The 15,834-nt window shown below is 28.9% G+C and carries 16 protein-coding genes and 1 other annotated feature; of the genes, 1 reads left to right on the top strand and 15 read right to left on the bottom strand.

Going from position 1 to position 15,834, the window contains the following annotated elements:
- Positions 1–19 precede the first annotated feature (19 nt).
- From ACRDDE_RS06950 to ACRDDE_RS06905, 10 genes are all read right to left on the bottom strand, one after another.
- Entirely contained in the window at positions 20–1,942 is a 1,923-nt protein-coding gene (locus ACRDDE_RS06950; RefSeq protein ID WP_438626529.1) for an OPT family oligopeptide transporter, read from the bottom strand.
- A 291-nt stretch (positions 1,943–2,233) separates the two neighbouring features.
- A complete protein-coding gene (locus tag ACRDDE_RS06945; protein WP_438626527.1) occupies positions 2,234–3,538 on the bottom strand; it encodes a Na+/H+ antiporter family protein in 1,305 nt (434 codons plus the stop codon).
- A gap of 214 nt (positions 3,539–3,752) precedes the next feature.
- A complete protein-coding gene (locus ACRDDE_RS06940) occupies positions 3,753–3,953 on the bottom strand; it encodes a cold-shock protein (protein WP_021431086.1) in 201 nt (66 codons plus the stop codon).
- Between the two features lie 128 nt (positions 3,954–4,081).
- Complete coding sequence (locus ACRDDE_RS06935; protein ID WP_438626525.1) at positions 4,082–4,357, bottom strand: hypothetical protein; 276 nt, start codon at positions 4,355–4,357, stop codon at positions 4,082–4,084.
- Between the two features lie 104 nt (positions 4,358–4,461).
- The gene (locus ACRDDE_RS06930; RefSeq protein ID WP_438626523.1) at positions 4,462–5,556 is read right to left on the bottom strand and encodes a ComEC/Rec2 family competence protein; all 1,095 of its coding nucleotides are present in this window, start codon (positions 5,554–5,556) and stop codon (positions 4,462–4,464) included.
- A gap of 141 nt (positions 5,557–5,697) precedes the next feature.
- Entirely contained in the window at positions 5,698–5,964 is a 267-nt protein-coding gene (locus ACRDDE_RS06925) for a DUF2752 domain-containing protein (protein WP_438626531.1), read from the bottom strand.
- Between the two features lie 16 nt (positions 5,965–5,980).
- A complete protein-coding gene (locus ACRDDE_RS06920; protein WP_438626521.1) occupies positions 5,981–6,604 on the bottom strand; it encodes a double zinc ribbon domain-containing protein in 624 nt (207 codons plus the stop codon).
- A gap of 84 nt (positions 6,605–6,688) precedes the next feature.
- The gene (locus ACRDDE_RS06915) at positions 6,689–8,671 is read right to left on the bottom strand and encodes a GTP-binding protein (protein ID WP_438626519.1); all 1,983 of its coding nucleotides are present in this window, start codon (positions 8,669–8,671) and stop codon (positions 6,689–6,691) included.
- Between the two features lie 95 nt (positions 8,672–8,766).
- Positions 8,767–8,937: a hypothetical protein gene (locus ACRDDE_RS06910; protein WP_438626517.1), complete on the bottom strand. Its 171-nt coding sequence runs from the start codon at positions 8,935–8,937 to the stop codon at positions 8,767–8,769.
- Positions 8,938–9,059: 122 nt separating this feature from the next.
- Complete coding sequence (locus ACRDDE_RS06905; protein ID WP_438626515.1) at positions 9,060–10,406, bottom strand: DUF389 domain-containing protein; 1,347 nt, start codon at positions 10,404–10,406, stop codon at positions 9,060–9,062.
- Between the two features lie 165 nt (positions 10,407–10,571).
- Here ACRDDE_RS06905 and ACRDDE_RS06900 point away from each other — a divergent pair, with 165 nt between their 5' ends.
- Positions 10,572–10,847, top strand: coding sequence for a hypothetical protein (locus ACRDDE_RS06900; protein ID WP_025161870.1), 276 nt, complete (start codon positions 10,572–10,574; stop codon positions 10,845–10,847).
- 55 nt (positions 10,848–10,902) lie between these two features.
- Here ACRDDE_RS06900 and ACRDDE_RS06895 read toward each other — a convergent pair whose 3' ends face one another.
- The 5 genes from ACRDDE_RS06895 to ACRDDE_RS06875 form a co-directional block, all read right to left on the bottom strand.
- Positions 10,903–11,745: a DegV family protein gene (locus tag ACRDDE_RS06895; protein WP_438626514.1), complete on the bottom strand. Its 843-nt coding sequence runs from the start codon at positions 11,743–11,745 to the stop codon at positions 10,903–10,905.
- A 202-nt stretch (positions 11,746–11,947) separates the two neighbouring features.
- The gene (gene tyrS / locus ACRDDE_RS06890) at positions 11,948–13,153 is read right to left on the bottom strand and encodes a tyrosine--tRNA ligase (RefSeq protein WP_438626512.1); all 1,206 of its coding nucleotides are present in this window, start codon (positions 13,151–13,153) and stop codon (positions 11,948–11,950) included.
- A gap of 97 nt (positions 13,154–13,250) precedes the next feature.
- Positions 13,251–13,511: a binding site (T-box leader), on the bottom strand.
- A gap of 88 nt (positions 13,512–13,599) precedes the next feature.
- Positions 13,600–13,740: a hypothetical protein gene (locus tag ACRDDE_RS06885; protein WP_438626510.1), complete on the bottom strand. Its 141-nt coding sequence runs from the start codon at positions 13,738–13,740 to the stop codon at positions 13,600–13,602.
- Between the two features lies 1 nt (position 13,741).
- Positions 13,742–14,065: a heavy metal-binding domain-containing protein gene (locus ACRDDE_RS06880; protein WP_021431097.1), complete on the bottom strand. Its 324-nt coding sequence runs from the start codon at positions 14,063–14,065 to the stop codon at positions 13,742–13,744.
- Between the two features lie 155 nt (positions 14,066–14,220).
- Positions 14,221–15,795 (bottom strand): AbgT family transporter, encoded by a 1,575-nt coding sequence (locus tag ACRDDE_RS06875; protein ID WP_438626508.1) that lies wholly within the window; start codon positions 15,793–15,795, stop codon positions 14,221–14,223.
- Positions 15,796–15,834 lie beyond the last annotated feature (39 nt).

The following is a 15,834-nucleotide window of genomic DNA, read 5'->3' as shown; positions in this document are numbered from 1 at the left end:
TAAATTTAAAACTTCTTCATTATTTTTCATTATTTTTTACCTTAGATGTTATTATTGGCCATGCAGTAAGTCCTACTAATACTATTAAAAGTATTATTGCCATCATATTTCCAGATGCAAATCCACTTGGTCCTGCACTCTTTATAACACCTGATACTTGTAGTATTATACCTATTAGACCTATTATAGATCCTCCTGCTACAAGTCCTGATGATAAACTTATACCATTTGAAACTTTACCTTCTTTTTCTTGTTCAGATTTAGAAGTTTTTTCAACAAATACACGGATTAATGCTCCTACTAATATTATAGAAGTTGTTGCTATTGGTAAGTAGAATCCGATTGCAACTGTCATTATTGGTAATCCTAGGAAGTATAAAACTATCGCCATGAATACTCCAACAATTATCATAACCCAAGGTAATTGACCTGACATTATTCCTGATGTCAATGTTGACATTAAGTTTGCTTGAGGCAATGCAAATGGAGGATTATCTCCTGTTATTGTAAGTTGGTTTGAAAGTAATAATATTGTTCCAACAACAACTATTACCCCTACTATACCAGCTATTGTGAAATATTTTTGCATTTCACTCTTGCTTCCACCTATGATGTAAGTAACCTTTTGAGATTGGCTATATCCACCAGCTATAGCTATAGAAACTACTATAAACGTACCAAATAGTAATAATGATTTATTATCTGCTTGACCTTTCCATCCCATTATAACAAACACTAAAGTTAATATAACTAAAGATGCTATTGTCATACCAGATACCGGTAAGTTTGATGTTCCTATTGTTCCTGTTAAACGTCCTGCAACTATAACGAATAGTCCAGCTAATAATACTGATGCTATAGCTCCAACTATTGCCATTGTTACACTTCCAGATATAATGAACCCTGCTACAAATGCTATTACTATTCCACCTAATAATATTATAGTTTGAAGAGCTGAGCTTCCTTCTCCATCATTAGATGATTTAGCTTTCATAGTTTCTTTAACTGATGCTATTATAGTTGGTATAAGTTTTACTGCTCCTATTATACCTCCACAAAGCATCATACCAGCTCCTATGTATTTTACATAGTTACCACCGATATCATTTACACCCATTTGACTTATAGCCATTGAAGAGTTGTTCCAAACATTTGCTCCTGGCCCTGCCATTTCAGTAAAGTAAGATATTAATGGTGTTATACCAAAGTTCGCTAATATAGAACCAGCAAACATTGTTAAAGATACTTCAAGTCCTACTATGAACCCTATACCTAAAAGTAATGGGTTAACTTCAACTTCAAACTTATATTTATAGAATTTGCTTCCTATAAAGCTTATTACATTATTTGTTACATTTAAGAATGATCCTGTTAATACTGTTATAATACCACTTATTCCAAATCCAATACCCATGTACTTCATTGAGTCTCCACCTGCATCTGATGCTACAAGTGTTTCACATATAGCCATTGATTCTGGGTACATAAGTTTTCCATGTTCTTCTATTATTAAATAGCTGTAAACAAGTGATGAAACTCCTATACCAAATAGAACTCCACCTACTCCCACTGCTAAACCTTCTAGGAAGCTAACTTGGCTACCTATTAGTAATATAGCTGGTAAAACGAAAATCATACCACTAGCAACTGATTCCCCACCACTTGCCATACCTTGTACTATGTTTTTCCCTAGAATACCTTTTCCACTAGCAAATGCTGCAATAAATGCTGATCCTATTATAGACCCTGGTATACCAGCTGCAACTGTAAGTCCTGCCTTCATACCTGAATATGCTGTAGATGCTGCGAATATAGTTGCTAAAAGAATACCTATAATCAGTACAGCAACGTTTGCACCTGTTTTTGATTTGTCTGTTATGTAAGGTACATAGTCTTTTCCATGTATCCCTCCATATGCTTCTTTAGACAGTTTTTTGCTCATTTATTTCACCTTCCTTTTTTTAACTAAATCGATTATATCATATTTTTACAAAATTCTCTCAATTTTTTAAATTTTTAATAGTATTTTTTGTTAAATTTTTTTAACATATCTTTAAATTGTGAAATTTCAATAAAATCAAGCAAGATTTTGTTTTCTAATATGATCATCTTTACTATCAAATTTAAATTATTATTTATATAATAATTTGCACTTTAATTGCTATTTTATACATTATTTGTATGAATCTTAAATTTGCATAAAAAAAACTAGTCATATGACTAGTTTTTTTTATTATAATATCATAGCTCCTATTAATCCAAATATCAAAAGCGGTATATTATAATGTATAAACGTAGGAACACAAGTGTCCCAAATATGATCATGTTGTTTATCTACATTAAGACCGGCTGTAGGTCCTAGTGTACTATCTGATGCTGGAGATCCTGCATCTCCTAAAGCTCCAGCTACTCCTATTAATAAAATTATAGCTTGAATACTAAATCCTAAACTAAGACCTAGCGGGCAATAAATAGCTGCTATAATTGGTAACGTTCCAAATGAGCTTCCTATTCCCATAGTTACTAGTAGTCCTACTAAAAGCATAATTAAAGCTCCTATAAATTTGCTATTTCCAACTATTCCGGATACAGATGCTACTAATGTCTCCACTTGCCCTGTTTCTCTAAGAACACTTGCATATCCTGCAGCTACAAGCATTATAAAGGCTATAAGGCCCATCATTTTTATTCCTCCATCAACTAACTCATCTATTTCACTAAATTTAATAGCTTTAGTAACAAATAATACTATTATAGCGCATAACCCTCCAAGCGGTAGTGATCCAGTTAGAATTTGAACTACAAATGCAGTTATAGCCCCTAAAAGTGCACACCAGTGTTTAGTTGCCATCTTTTCGTCAATTTGATTTTCTTCTAACCCTTCAATTTTCACATCTTTATAATCTCTAGGTTTTCTATATGTTATAAATACAGCTACTAACAAACCTAAAATCATACCAATTGCCGGTATCCACATTACGCCTGTAACCATATTAGTAGTTGTATCTATTCCATTGGCTATCATTTGATCTCTTATAATATTTTGGAAAATCAATCCAAAGCCAACTGGTATTGCAATGTACGGTGTTTTAAGACCAAATGTTAATGCACATGCAACTGCCCTTCTATCAATTTTTAATTTATTCATAAGTGATAACAATGATGGTATTAATATTGGTATAAATGCTATGTGAACTGGAATAAGATTTTGAGAAAAACATGATATGAATGCTATTAATAAGATTAGTGTAATTTTTTTGTCCTTAACTACTTGAGATATTTTTTTTGCTAGAATTGATGCTAATCCTGTTTTACTTACAGCTACAGCTAAAGCTCCTAGTAATATGTAACTTAGAGCAGTTTCCGCATTTCCACCCATGCCCCCGACTAAGATAGACATAGTGTCACTTAGAGACATTCCAGAAAAAACCCCAGCAACTATGGCTGCTACAATAATTGATAAAAACACATTAAACTTAAACAAACAAAGTACAATCATCACAGCAATAGAAATTACTACTGGATTAAAAAACTCCATATAAAAATCCCCCTTTATTAAGTTAAAATCTTTTATATATTAAAATTTTTCAGAATTTAACCTTTGAAATAATTATATGCTAATTTGTTATCTTTTTGTTAAGTTTTTGTAAACAAAAAAATTTCTTCAGATTACATATATTTAAAAATTTTTTTAATTATTGACAAAAAAAAATTCTCTCATACGAGAGAATCTTTTTTTAGACAATCTATAATTATAATATAGTTATGTTTTCTGCTTGAGGACCTCTAGCACCTTCAACTATATTAAAGCTTACTTTTTGACCTTCTTCTAAAGTTTTGAATCCGTCTCTTTGTATAGCTGAGAAATGAGCGAATACATCATCTCCACCTTCTACAGATATGAATCCAAATCCTTTTTCACTATTAAACCATTTTACTATTCCATTAGTCATTGAAATGTTCTCCTAAATACCTACATGAAGTTTTTAACTCCATTTATTTAAATCAGCAATTCTTTAATCACTGTATTATTTATTATACCACTTATTTTGAAAATGTATACACTTTTTTTAAATTTTTTTTAATTTCTATAATTTAAAACTTTTATATTTATACTATCTGATATACATTGATCTTCTCCTATATTATCAAAGAACTCTTGTATATCCTCATATTCGGTATCTTCATTAATAACTAATTTATACTCACTATCATCTTCAAATCCAAAAACTATAGCATTGCTTTCTTCACAAAACCACAAAAGATCTTCCGTTATATGACAAAGACCTATAAAATCAACTTTGTGAGCTTCTCCTTGTTGCCTAAATTCAAATTTTAATTCTGTTATATCAATCATATTTCCTCCTGATGCTAGCCCTAGCGTCTAAATATATATTTAATTTTTTTCTTAATATAATATATCAATAATAACTAAATACTTCAATTATTATTTAATATTAATTAATGACAAGCGTCACATGAATCAAATTTCCCTGACTCTTTTATTGTTCCTGAAAGTATATTTTTACTTCTACTCAATGTTTTACATTTACTAGTTGTGTGATATGACTTACCATTTGGTGTCCAATATACTTTTTCTTCTTTTAAACTATTGTTAGTTATATTTCCTGGGTTATTATTTGAGTGTCCCTTCTCACTTCCACTTTTGTAACTACCTTTTTTACAGTCAATTTTTAATCCGTCTCCAGTAGATATAGCAACTATATTCCCACATTCATCACTTCTATGAACTTCAATATTTTCTTGTTTCAACTTCTCCATAGTTTCTTTATGTGGATGTCCATATTTATTATCCTTACCTACCATTATAACTGCATATTCTGGCGATACCTTATCTAAAAAAGATTTTGTCGTACTGCTATGAGAACCATGGTGACCAACTTTTAACAAGTCTATATCTTCAGTATTTATTTTTGATTCTATTTCAGATTCTGCATCCCCCATTAATAATATTTTATCGTTTCCATTTATATATTCAAGAACTATAGAATTGTTATTTGGATCATCTGTATTTGCAACTGATAAAACTTTAAATTTTGACGTTCCTAAATCAAACTCACTATTTAATAAAGGTACGCTAGGATATAGACCTTTGTTTGCAATGGATTCTATAAAATCTCTATATGTTTTTGTATTTGCATCTCCATTGCTTACATATACATTTTTTACTGGAATTGAGTTTATAACTGCATCAAGTCCTCCAATATGATCTGCATGAGGATGAGTAGCAAATACGTATTCAAGTTCTGTTATTCTTGATTTCTTCAAATATTCTACAACTTTTCCTTCATCATCATTATCTCCACCATCTATAAGTGCTGCTCTATCTCCTTGCTTTATAAGTATAGCATCACTATTTCCAGTATCTATAAAATGTATTTCCGATTGTGATTTATTACCCGATTCATAAGACTTTACCTGTGTTTCATTTTTAACTTCCTTTAAATTCTTACTTTGACATCCTGATGTAAATATAATTGCAATAAATAAAATAATAAATATTGTTATTTTTTGTATTTTTTTATACCTTTTCATACATCCTCCTTTTTTTATAAATTTCACTGTACAATATTGTAACATATAGACTGAATTTAACAATACAAATTCAATTCACCTCAATAAGTGTATATTTTAATAAATTACATAAAAAAGCATGTAGTTATTAACTACATGCTTTTATTTTCTATTTAAATTTTTTAATTCACACTTTAATATATTTAATATATCTTTCAAAATTAAATATGTTGGAATGATAACCAAAATAATCATATAATTATAATTTATAGCTGTTTTTATATTTAATCTTGATAAATTAAACAAAGCTCTAGTCATTCCACATCCAAAACATTTTATTTTAAATAAATTATACCATAAACAAAAACTTCTGCTTTCTATATAGCTAATTGGAATCAAGTATATTATTGCAATTACAAAAATGTACATTAAAAGTCTAATTCTTTTACCATTGAAGTGGTTCGCCATTCTCATCCGTTATTTTATCTATTATTATAAAAATCAAATCCACAATTACCCAAATACCACTAATTATAGTAGTTATTCCACATGTTACTATACCACCTAAAGTCAATGCTAATAAAATAAATCCTTCAGTGTTATCTCCTACATAAAATCGGTGTATTCCCATAGTTCCAAATAATATACATAAAATAACAGCCATTAATTTACTCTTTGTTCCTTTTGCATTACCCACTGAAAATCTTTTTTTTAGTTCTACTCCACAGTGAACGCATATGTCTGCTTTTTCATCAGTTTCTTTCCCACATACATAACAATATGAATTTCCCCCACCCCTTTTTACTCCACATTTAGTGCAAACAGATGACTCATAGTCCATTTCATTTGCACAGTTTCTACAATATATTTTTCGATTAGCATATTCCTTAATTTTAGGTATATAAGGCTTATTTAATTCATTCCCACAACTTATACAAAACTTTGAATTTTCATTTACTTCATTTCCACAAAACTTACAAAATTTATTTCCTTTTCCTATAGAAACTCCACAATCTACACATATACTTGCATTTTCTTTTAGTTCATTTCCACAGTTCTTACAATACAATAATAATCCCCCCTAATATTTAAGCTTTAAAACTTCTATATTATATTGATTATTATCATATTATATTCTTTTTAAAAAATCTTTTTATAGACAATGCATAAACCCCTTAGCATCTTTTCCTTTTATAGTATAACTTTCTCCCTTTAAACAAAATATAGAATTAGACGTATATTCAATATCACTATCTTTGTCATATCCCCTATTAGCAATTACTTCGCTTTCATTATGACATACATCATACCCATCAAATATAAATGTAACACTTCCACTTCCTTTGCTAAAACTAATGATTTCTAGAGGATAATCCATTAAGGTAGCAACCGGTCCTCTACCTTCTATTATACAAATATCTTCATTTATTATAGGGTTGTCAAATTCTCCATTCATTTTTTGTATATCTGAAATTACTCTGCCTATATATTCATAGCCGATTTCTATTTTGAATTTATAAAAAGGCTCTAATATTTCATTTTCAGCTTGATCTAACCCTTGCCTTAATGCTCTTAAAGTAGCTTGTCTAAAATCCCCTCCACTAGTATGCTTATTATGATCCCTTCCAGTAATCAAAGTAACTTCAATATCTGTTATAGGATAACCACCTAAAATTCCATTATGTTCTTTTTCAAATATATGAGTTTTAACTAGGTTTTGATGCCCTTGATTTAAATTATCTGGATGTGCAATGCTTTTAAAGGTAATTCCACTATTTCGCATTCCAGGTTCTATCATTAATTGTACTTCAGCATAATGCCCTAACGGCTCGAAATGCCCATATCCTACTGTTTTTTCTTTTACAGTTTCTTTATATAATATTTCACTTTTCCCAAAATCCATATTTAACCTAAATCTACTTTTTAAAATTTCCTTTAGAACCTCTAATTGAATTTTACCCATTATATTTACTTGTATTTCTTTCAAATTTTCATTCCATACTATATTCAAAGAAGGTTCTTCATTATGTAAAATTTGAAAAATACTCAGAACTTCTTTTATATTTAAACTTTTATCAAATATAACTTTTGAAGTTAATGTAGGTACCATATCTAATTCACAATCGGCTTCATAAAAATTACTAGAAAAATTTTTATACAAAACAGCGCCTGGATTTGCCTTACTTAAACCCTCAACTCCAAAAATTTGACCTGCTTCAACTTCATTAATACTTTCAAACTTATTAGAATTATATATTCTAATGCTATTAATTTTTTCAGTATGTATATCATCACCTAAAATATATGAAACTTCATCTTTTACTTTCATTTTACCTCTAATAGCTTTTACATACGTTATTCTATTTCTACTCTCATCATACTTTACTTTATAAACTTTCCCTATAAAATCTTCATCATTTTTATATTCCGTATAAGTTAATAAATCAAGCTTTTCTAAAAACTCATGTATTCCTATATCATGAAGGGCAGAACCTCTCAATATAGGGTATATCTCACACTTTTTTATTTTTTCTTTCAACTTATATATCCATATTTTTTCTTCATAATCATCATTTAAATATCTTTCAATTAGGTCTTCATCACTTTCAGCTATAAATTCAATTAATTCCTCACTTAATTTTATATTGCTTCCATCTATCTTTAATTTATTACTTAAATCCACAGTATTTTCAGTTAGTTTTAATTTAATATCACTTAATAAAAGTTCTGAATCAATACCACTTCTATCAATTTTATTTATAAATAAAAAAGCAGGAACTCTATGTTTTTTCAATAATCTAAATACAGTTTTAGTGTGTACTTGAACTTTTTCTACAGCACTTATTATTACAATTGCATAATCCATTATCTTTATAGATCTTTCCATCTCTGGAGAGAAATCTATATGACCTGGAGTATCTATCAAATTATAAGTTGAATCATTATAATAAAATTTTCCTTGTTCAGAAAATATAGTTATACCTCTTTGTTTTTCTATTTCATGATTATCTAAAAAAGTATTTTTGTCATCTACTCTCCCTCTATTTTTAATTGATTTTGTATGATATAAAACTTGCTCGCAAAATGTAGTTTTACCTGCATCTACATGAGCTAGTACGCCTATAGTTTTTTTCATTTACGCCTCCTAAGCACATAATATTTATATTGAAAGTAAAAAAGTCACTTCAAAAATATTTTTATAACTATTTTTAAGTAACCTTTTTAAATAAATTATTTTATTTTTGATGAAATGCATTTCCCTCCGCATTCTAAACAAATACAATCAGGTTCTTTATTTTGTGTAATTTGTATAGATACAGATCTACATTTATCACATTTTAATTTGTAAACTCTCCCACTTTTTAAAAGTGGTTCAACTAAACTTTCTTGATTTTCACTCATTTCATCCCAACTCCCAAAATACATTTTACTTTTCTAACTATAGCATATTTCTATATATCTCTCTATATAAACAATCATATTATTCATAAAAATCACCTAATATTACTATTTTTTATTCCTTACTACTGTAATTCCTTTTTAATTTCATTATCCGATTTTGCCTCTTCTGGATTTTTTTGTTCTACATAAACTTTTACATCCTGTTGACCAGTTCTTGCTTTAAACCATTTTTCAATATTCTCTGTATTATTTGCTAAGTTTTCATCGCTGCTATATAGCACAAGTGTAGGAATTTCTTTAGATTTATCTTTTTCCCCAATTAAATATCCTGCATATACTTCATTTATTTGAGGATATATAGCCTTTAACTCTTTTGATATTTCGCTTGTTACCATTTCAGATTGCTTAATTTGCTTTTCTACTTCATTTTTATTTTTCAACTTATTATCTATTATGAAATCACTACTGTTATTTTTAATTTCATTTATATATTTATCAATATCTGAAATTTTGCTTTCATCTTGCTTTACAACTAATTTTTTATCTTTAAATCCATACTCACTTAAATGTTGTTGCAAATCTTTCAAGTAATTGCTAGATATTCTCTCTCCCACAACAACTAATGTAATCGTATCATTTTTTTCGCTTATTTTTTTACTTACAACATATTGATTTCCTAATTCTTCGCTTATAAATTTATCTAAATTACTTTCATCTAGAGTTTCTTTTATCATACTAACCGCAGAAAACATACTTGGTATTATAACAATTATAGATGCTATAATTATAAATTTTTTAACTTTTCTTTCTTTTGTATCACATACATTTATTCTTGTTGGTATATTTAATGCTTTTGTAACTATTACAGTTGCTATTGTTATAAAAAATCCATTTATAAAAAATAAATACCCTGCTCCAAAAAACATCCCATATTGATTTGTAGCTAGTCCATATCCAGCTGTACAAAGTGGCGGCATAAGGGCAGTTGCTATTGCAACTCCAGGTATAACATTACTTGCCTTATTACGAGTTATACCTATCATACCTGCTATTCCACCTACAAAAGCTATTATAACATCCCAAATAGTAGGGCTAGTTCTTGATAATATTTCACTTCCTGCTGTTGTTATTGGAGTAATCGAAAAATAAAGTGTAGATGTTACTATACTTATTATAATTGAAATTATTAAAATTTTGAAAGCTTCTCTTAAAAGCTTCACATTATATGTACCTACACCATATCCTATTCCTATAATTGAACCCATTAACGGAGATATTAACATTGCCCCTATAATAACTGCAGTCGCATTCATATTTAGTCCAACAGATGCTATTATTATTGCACAAATTAAGATTATAAAATTTGCTCCATGAACATTCATTCCCTCTAATATATTTTCATGTATTTCTTCATGAGTAGCTTGATTTCTTGTAAATTCATATATGAATTTCTCTTTATTTATTTTCATTGCTTTGCCTCCTACACAGTATATATATAATTATGTCACTTAACCTCGTTTTTAATTTACTACAACAGGAAAATTTATACAAGTTTATGCATTAATGTTGTAATTTTTAGTAAATAGTTATATAAATCAAAAACCTTGTTAATACTAGTAGTCGGAGGTAATTTTATGGAAGAATTTATAAATTTTTTAGATAGTAATTTATACCTTAATGGTTTTAAAATGATTCAACTAAGTAGTAATAAAATTCTTATATTTAAATCTTTTAGTAAGTATTCTAAATGTATTTATATAGATATTATCGATGATATAATACAGGTAAAAATAGATAAAATTTTTGATGTCTATGGATTTTATAATGGAATTGAACGTTTAATGATTCCTAGAAATTCTTTTAACGATATGAAAAGTTCCTTAAACTATATTCAAAAAAATTGCAGATAAAAAAGACCTCTAAATTAAGAGGTCTTTTTCTTTATTATTATAATATTATAATTCCTTATTTTAAACATGCTATTCCTAAAACACTAGGTCCTGAGTGGCATGAAACACAAGCTCCTATTCTGAAAGGATATACATTTCTTGGCTCTAACTCTTCTTTTACTTTTTCCATAAATTTCTTATGTTCGTTTACATCATCACCATATCCAACATAGACATCTTTGTCTGAGAAATCTTCACCAATTTCTGATCTAAGTTGTTCTATTAATGAAGGTATTATTTTCTTGCTACCTCTTACTTGAGTCTTTTGCTTAACTAAACCATCTTCTATCTTTAATATTGGTTTTATATTAAGTAAAGTTCCTATAGCAGCTTTAGTTCCTGATATTCTTCCACCTTTTTGTAAGTAGTCTAATGAATCAACAGAGAAAAATACATTTACCTTTTCCTTTTCTTCTTCTAATTTATTCATTATTTGTTCTATATCATATCCTTCAGTTGCCATTTTAGCAGCTTCACCTATTAAAATTCCACCGCCTATAGAAAGTCCATATGTATCAAATATATAAACCTCTCCCTCAACATCATTTTTAGCTATCATAGCTGATTGATATGTTCCCGATGCAGCAGATGAACCCGCTAAGTATAAAACTTTATTACCTTCATTTATGTACTTTTCAAAAGTTTCTTTAAATGTAGCATATGTAATTTGAGATGTAGATGGTATATTCTCACTACTTCTTAGTAATTTGTAAAATTCATCTTCACCTATGTCTACTCCTGCTTTATACTCTTTTCCTTCAAATATTATAGTTGTTGGCAGTACCTCTATATCATATTTTTTCATTATATTCTCGGGTACATCATTCATTGTATCACATAGTATTTTTATATTACTCATTATATAAACTCCCTTTGTAAAAAGTAACTTAATTTCATTCTAAAATAATTATACATGTATATGAGTTTAATATCAAACTTTATTAATGTTTTAATATGTATTATTTTAAACTATTAACTTACTAAGTTAATATAAATTATAAAGAAACTTCTAGACTTTTGATTCTAAAAAGTCTAGAAGTTTTAAATAAATATTTAAATTATTATTTTAAACATATTTTAATAAATTTTTTCTTTCCTACTTGGACTATCATAGTATCATTTATGTTTATATTCTTTATATCATCTAGTTTTTCATTATTAACTTTAACCCCGCCTTGTGTTATAAGCCTTCTAACTTCACTTTTACTACTTACTAATTTATTTTTAACTAACTCACCTATTAAATCAAATTCAGATTTTAATACTTCTATAGTTTTTATATCATTAGGTATTTGACCTTTTTGGAAAACTTCTTTAAATCTATTTTCAGCCTCAATAGCTTTTTCTTCTTCATGGTATAGTTTAACTATTTCTTTAGCTAGGTTCATTTTTATATCCCTAGGATTTACTCTATTTTCTTCTAAGTCTAGTTTAATCTTATCTACTACATCAGGATGAATGTCTGTTACTAATTCAAAGTATTTTATTATAAGCTCATCAGGTATAGTCATAGCTTTTTCATACATTACATTAGCTTGTTCATCTATTCCAATGTAATTCCCTAAACTTTTACTCATTTTATCTTTACCATCTAATCCTTCAAGTAGCGGCATAAATATAGTTACTTGAGGTTCTTGATTAAATTCTTTTTGTAATGATCTTCCCATTAGCACATTAAATCTTTGATCAGTTCCTCCTAGTTCTATGTCCGCTTTTATCTCAACTGAATCAAATCCTTGCATTAGAGGGTAGAAAAATTCATGTAGAGATATTGGAGTTTGACTTTCGTATCTTTTTTTAAAGTCTTCTCTTTCAAGCATTCTAGCTACTGTAGTCGTAGATGCTAAACTTATAGCTTCCTCAAAACTTAACTTTGATAACCATTCACTATTAAAAACAATTTCTGTTTTTTCTTTATCTAGCACTTTTAAAATTTGTTCTTCATACGTCTTAGCATTTTCTAATACCTGTTCTGTGCTAAGAGCCTTTCTAGCCTTAGATTTTCCTGTAGGATCTCCTATTTTACCTGTAAAATCTCCTATAATTATAATTACTTTATGACCTAGGTCCTGTAACTGTTTCATCTTTCTCAGTACAACAGTGTGTCCTAAGTGTATATCTGGTGCACTAGGGTCTAATCCTAGTTTAACTACCATAGGTTTGTTTTCTTTTTGAGATTTTTCTAATTTATTTTTAAGGTCTTCTATTCCTATTATTTCATCTACACCTTTAGATATTATTCTTATTTGTTCATCTATGCTTTTCATAATTAATCCTCCTTATAATTTTATATAAATTAATTTTTAAGGATGGGAGCTTAAATACCATACGGCGCCAATACAATAAAAAAACTCCCGTCCTTATAAAAAGGACGAGAGTATTACTCACGTGTTACCACCTTAGTTCATCATTATCTCACAATAATGATCTCTTCAAGTACGCCAACTTATTGGGATACTCTAGCACTATAACGTGTGCAAAATCCGGCAACTGCCTACTGGTTGTTATCTTTCGGAGTGCAGCTCAGAGATGTATTCAAGTTAAATTGTCTTTTGCCCCTCTCACCAACCGGGTACTCTCTGTAAAGATTCCATTAACCTTACTCTTTCTCGTCAAAGCTTTTTTTATAATTGCTTATTTTTATAATATGACTTTTATATATATTTTGTCAATACTTTTTAAAAATTATTCATAATTATTAAAATTTATAAATTTAATAATCATCATACTTATCCCAGTCTTCTTCTTGTTTCTCTTTTTTTCTTTCTATAACTTTTAAGATAAGTAATATTATACTTCCAACTATAATAGCTACATATGCACATATAACTATCATACCCATAAAATATAACAATTTATTTTTCTTCCTCTATAACTACAGCAGTTCCATAAGCTAGCATCTCTGCTGCTCCTTGCATAACTGCTGCTGATGTTAATCTAAATCCAATTATAGCATTAGCTCCTTTGTTTTCTGCATCTTCAACCATTCTTCCTATCGCTACTTTTCTAGCTTCTTCTAGCATTTCATCATAGCCTTTTAATTCTCCTCCTACTAATTGCTTAAAACTTGCTCCAATATCTTTTCCTATATGTTTTGCTCTTATAGTGCTACCTTTAACTAATCCAACAACTTCTACTATTTTTTTCCCTGGTACATTTTCAATTGTTAGTATCTGCATGTTAATACCTCCTTTTTAGTTATTGCTAACTTACTATATATTATATTTTTCACTCCATACATTAATTCTAGCATATTATGGAAACCTCAATATTTATAATGCTACTTAATAAAAAGAGCTGTTTCATACATGAAACAGCTCTTTTTATATTTAAGCTAGAATCCTACTGGTATACCTAAGCTCATCCATATTACAAATAATAAAGTCCAAGCTATTAAGAATGTCATAGAATATGGTAACATCAACGATATAACCGTACCAATTCCAGTATCTTTCTTATAAGCTTGCATAAATACTATAACCATCGCAAAGTAACTCATAAGCGGAGATATTATATTTGTAGAACTATCTGCGATTCTATATGCAGTTTGAACTACATCTGCACCTATTCCAAGTTTTAAAAACATTGGTATAAATACAGGAGCCATTATAGCCCATTTAGCTGATGCAGATCCCATAAATAGATTTATAAACCCTGTTATTATTATAAATCCAACAAGTAGCGGTATTGATCCTATATTTATAGACTGTAAAAACTCTGCTCCTCTTACAGCAATTATAGTTCCTAAATTCGTAAATTCAAAGTATTTTATAAATTGGGCTGCAACGAATGCTAAACATAAATATCCACCCATTGAACTCATGGCTTTACTCATATGTGCTGCAACTTCTTTTTCATTTTTTACAGTTTTAGCAATTTTACCGTAAACCACTGATGGTACAAAGAACAATAATGCTATTATTGGTATTAAACCATTCATTAAAGTAGAGTGATCAACTATAGAATCTAGGAAACTTGCTTTGTCTAGGTTTCTTAAGAATGAGTTAGGCATTGCAACAAGAATAACTAACCCAATTACCATAAATAATAAAGTAAAGTTTGCAACTTTCATTGCTTTAGCTTCTTCAGGTTTTATAGTTTGTAAATCGCTAGCTCTTGACATTCCATCTGAATCTTTTGCCATTTTAGAATCATATTTACCTAATTTAGGTTCTATAATTTTTGTAGTTATTATAGTTCCTAATATTGTTATTAAAAATGTAGATGCTACCATAAAGAAGTAGTTAGCAGTTGCACTTATACTAACTGTAGGATCAAGTATATGTGCTGCCTCATTTGTTATTCCCGCTAGCATCGGATCTATTGTTCCAATTATTAAATTTGCACTAAATCCTCCTGAAACTCCTGCAAATGCTGCTGCTATACCTGCTAGTGGATGTCTTCCATAAGCCATAAAGACTAAAGCTCCAAGTGGAATTAATATAACATATCCTGCATCTGATGCCATGTTTGACATTATTCCTAAGAAAACTACAGTTGGAACTATTAATTTTGACGGTGTTACACTAACTATTTTTTTAAGTAATGTTCCTATGTATCCTGAACTTTCAGCTAATCCTATTCCTAGCATTCCAACTAGCACAACTCCAAGTGGTGCAAATGAAGTGAAGTTTGTTACCGCATTTTCTAACATGTATTTAAACCCTTCACCATTTAATAAGCTAACTGCTGTTATAGTTTGTTTTTCTACTTCCATTGTTTCTCTATTTATAAGTTCGGCTGTTACACTTAACCCCATACTAGCTGCTATTGCAGATATAATAGCGATTGCAACACAAAGCATTGCAAATAAAGTAACTGGATGTGGTAATTTATTACCTATGTACTCTATCCCATCTAGAGATTTCATCAAAAAACTCTTTTTTTCTTTAACTGCTGATTTACTCATATTACGCCCCCTTTATTTTTATATGTATCATTCTTTTTT

This window comes from Paraclostridium sp., assembly GCF_051656405.1.
Lineage (GTDB): Bacteria > Bacillota > Clostridia > Peptostreptococcales > Peptostreptococcaceae > Paraclostridium.
The sequence above is the reverse complement of the archived record's forward strand: the minus strand, read 5'-3'. Positions and strand labels throughout refer to the sequence as shown.

Coding starts and splice junctions, on each gene's coding strand:
- ACRDDE_RS06895 (WP_438626514.1), bottom strand. CDS start 11,745: ATGAGTAATATAAAAATACTATGTGATACAATGAATGATGTACCCGAG.
- ACRDDE_RS06910 (WP_438626517.1), bottom strand. CDS start 8,937: ATGAGTGAAAATCAAGAAAGTTTAGTTGAACCACTTTTAAAAAGTGGG.
- ACRDDE_RS06875 (WP_438626508.1), bottom strand. CDS start 15,795: ATGAGTAAATCAGCAGTTAAAGAAAAAAAGAGTTTTTTGATGAAATCT.
- ACRDDE_RS06905 (WP_438626515.1), bottom strand. CDS start 10,406: ATGAAAATAAATAAAGAGAAATTCATATATGAATTTACAAGAAATCAA.
- ACRDDE_RS06940 (WP_021431086.1), bottom strand. CDS start 3,953: ATGACTAATGGAATAGTAAAATGGTTTAATAGTGAAAAAGGATTTGGA.
- ACRDDE_RS06945 (WP_438626527.1), bottom strand. CDS start 3,538: ATGGAGTTTTTTAATCCAGTAGTAATTTCTATTGCTGTGATGATTGTA.
- ACRDDE_RS06925 (WP_438626531.1), bottom strand. CDS start 5,964: ATGTACATTTTTGTAATTGCAATAATATACTTGATTCCAATTAGCTAT.
- ACRDDE_RS06930 (WP_438626523.1), bottom strand. CDS start 5,556: ATGAAAAGGTATAAAAAAATACAAAAAATAACAATATTTATTATTTTA.
- ACRDDE_RS06880 (WP_021431097.1), bottom strand. CDS start 14,065: ATGCAGATACTAACAATTGAAAATGTACCAGGGAAAAAAATAGTAGAA.
- ACRDDE_RS06915 (WP_438626519.1), bottom strand. CDS start 8,671: ATGAAAAAAACTATAGGCGTACTAGCTCATGTAGATGCAGGTAAAACT.
- ACRDDE_RS06935 (WP_438626525.1), bottom strand. CDS start 4,357: ATGATTGATATAACAGAATTAAAATTTGAATTTAGGCAACAAGGAGAA.
- tyrS (WP_438626512.1), bottom strand. CDS start 13,153: ATGAAAAGCATAGATGAACAAATAAGAATAATATCTAAAGGTGTAGAT.
- ACRDDE_RS06900 (WP_025161870.1), top strand. CDS start 10,572: ATGGAAGAATTTATAAATTTTTTAGATAGTAATTTATACCTTAATGGT.
- ACRDDE_RS06950 (WP_438626529.1), bottom strand. CDS start 1,942: ATGAGCAAAAAACTGTCTAAAGAAGCATATGGAGGGATACATGGAAAA.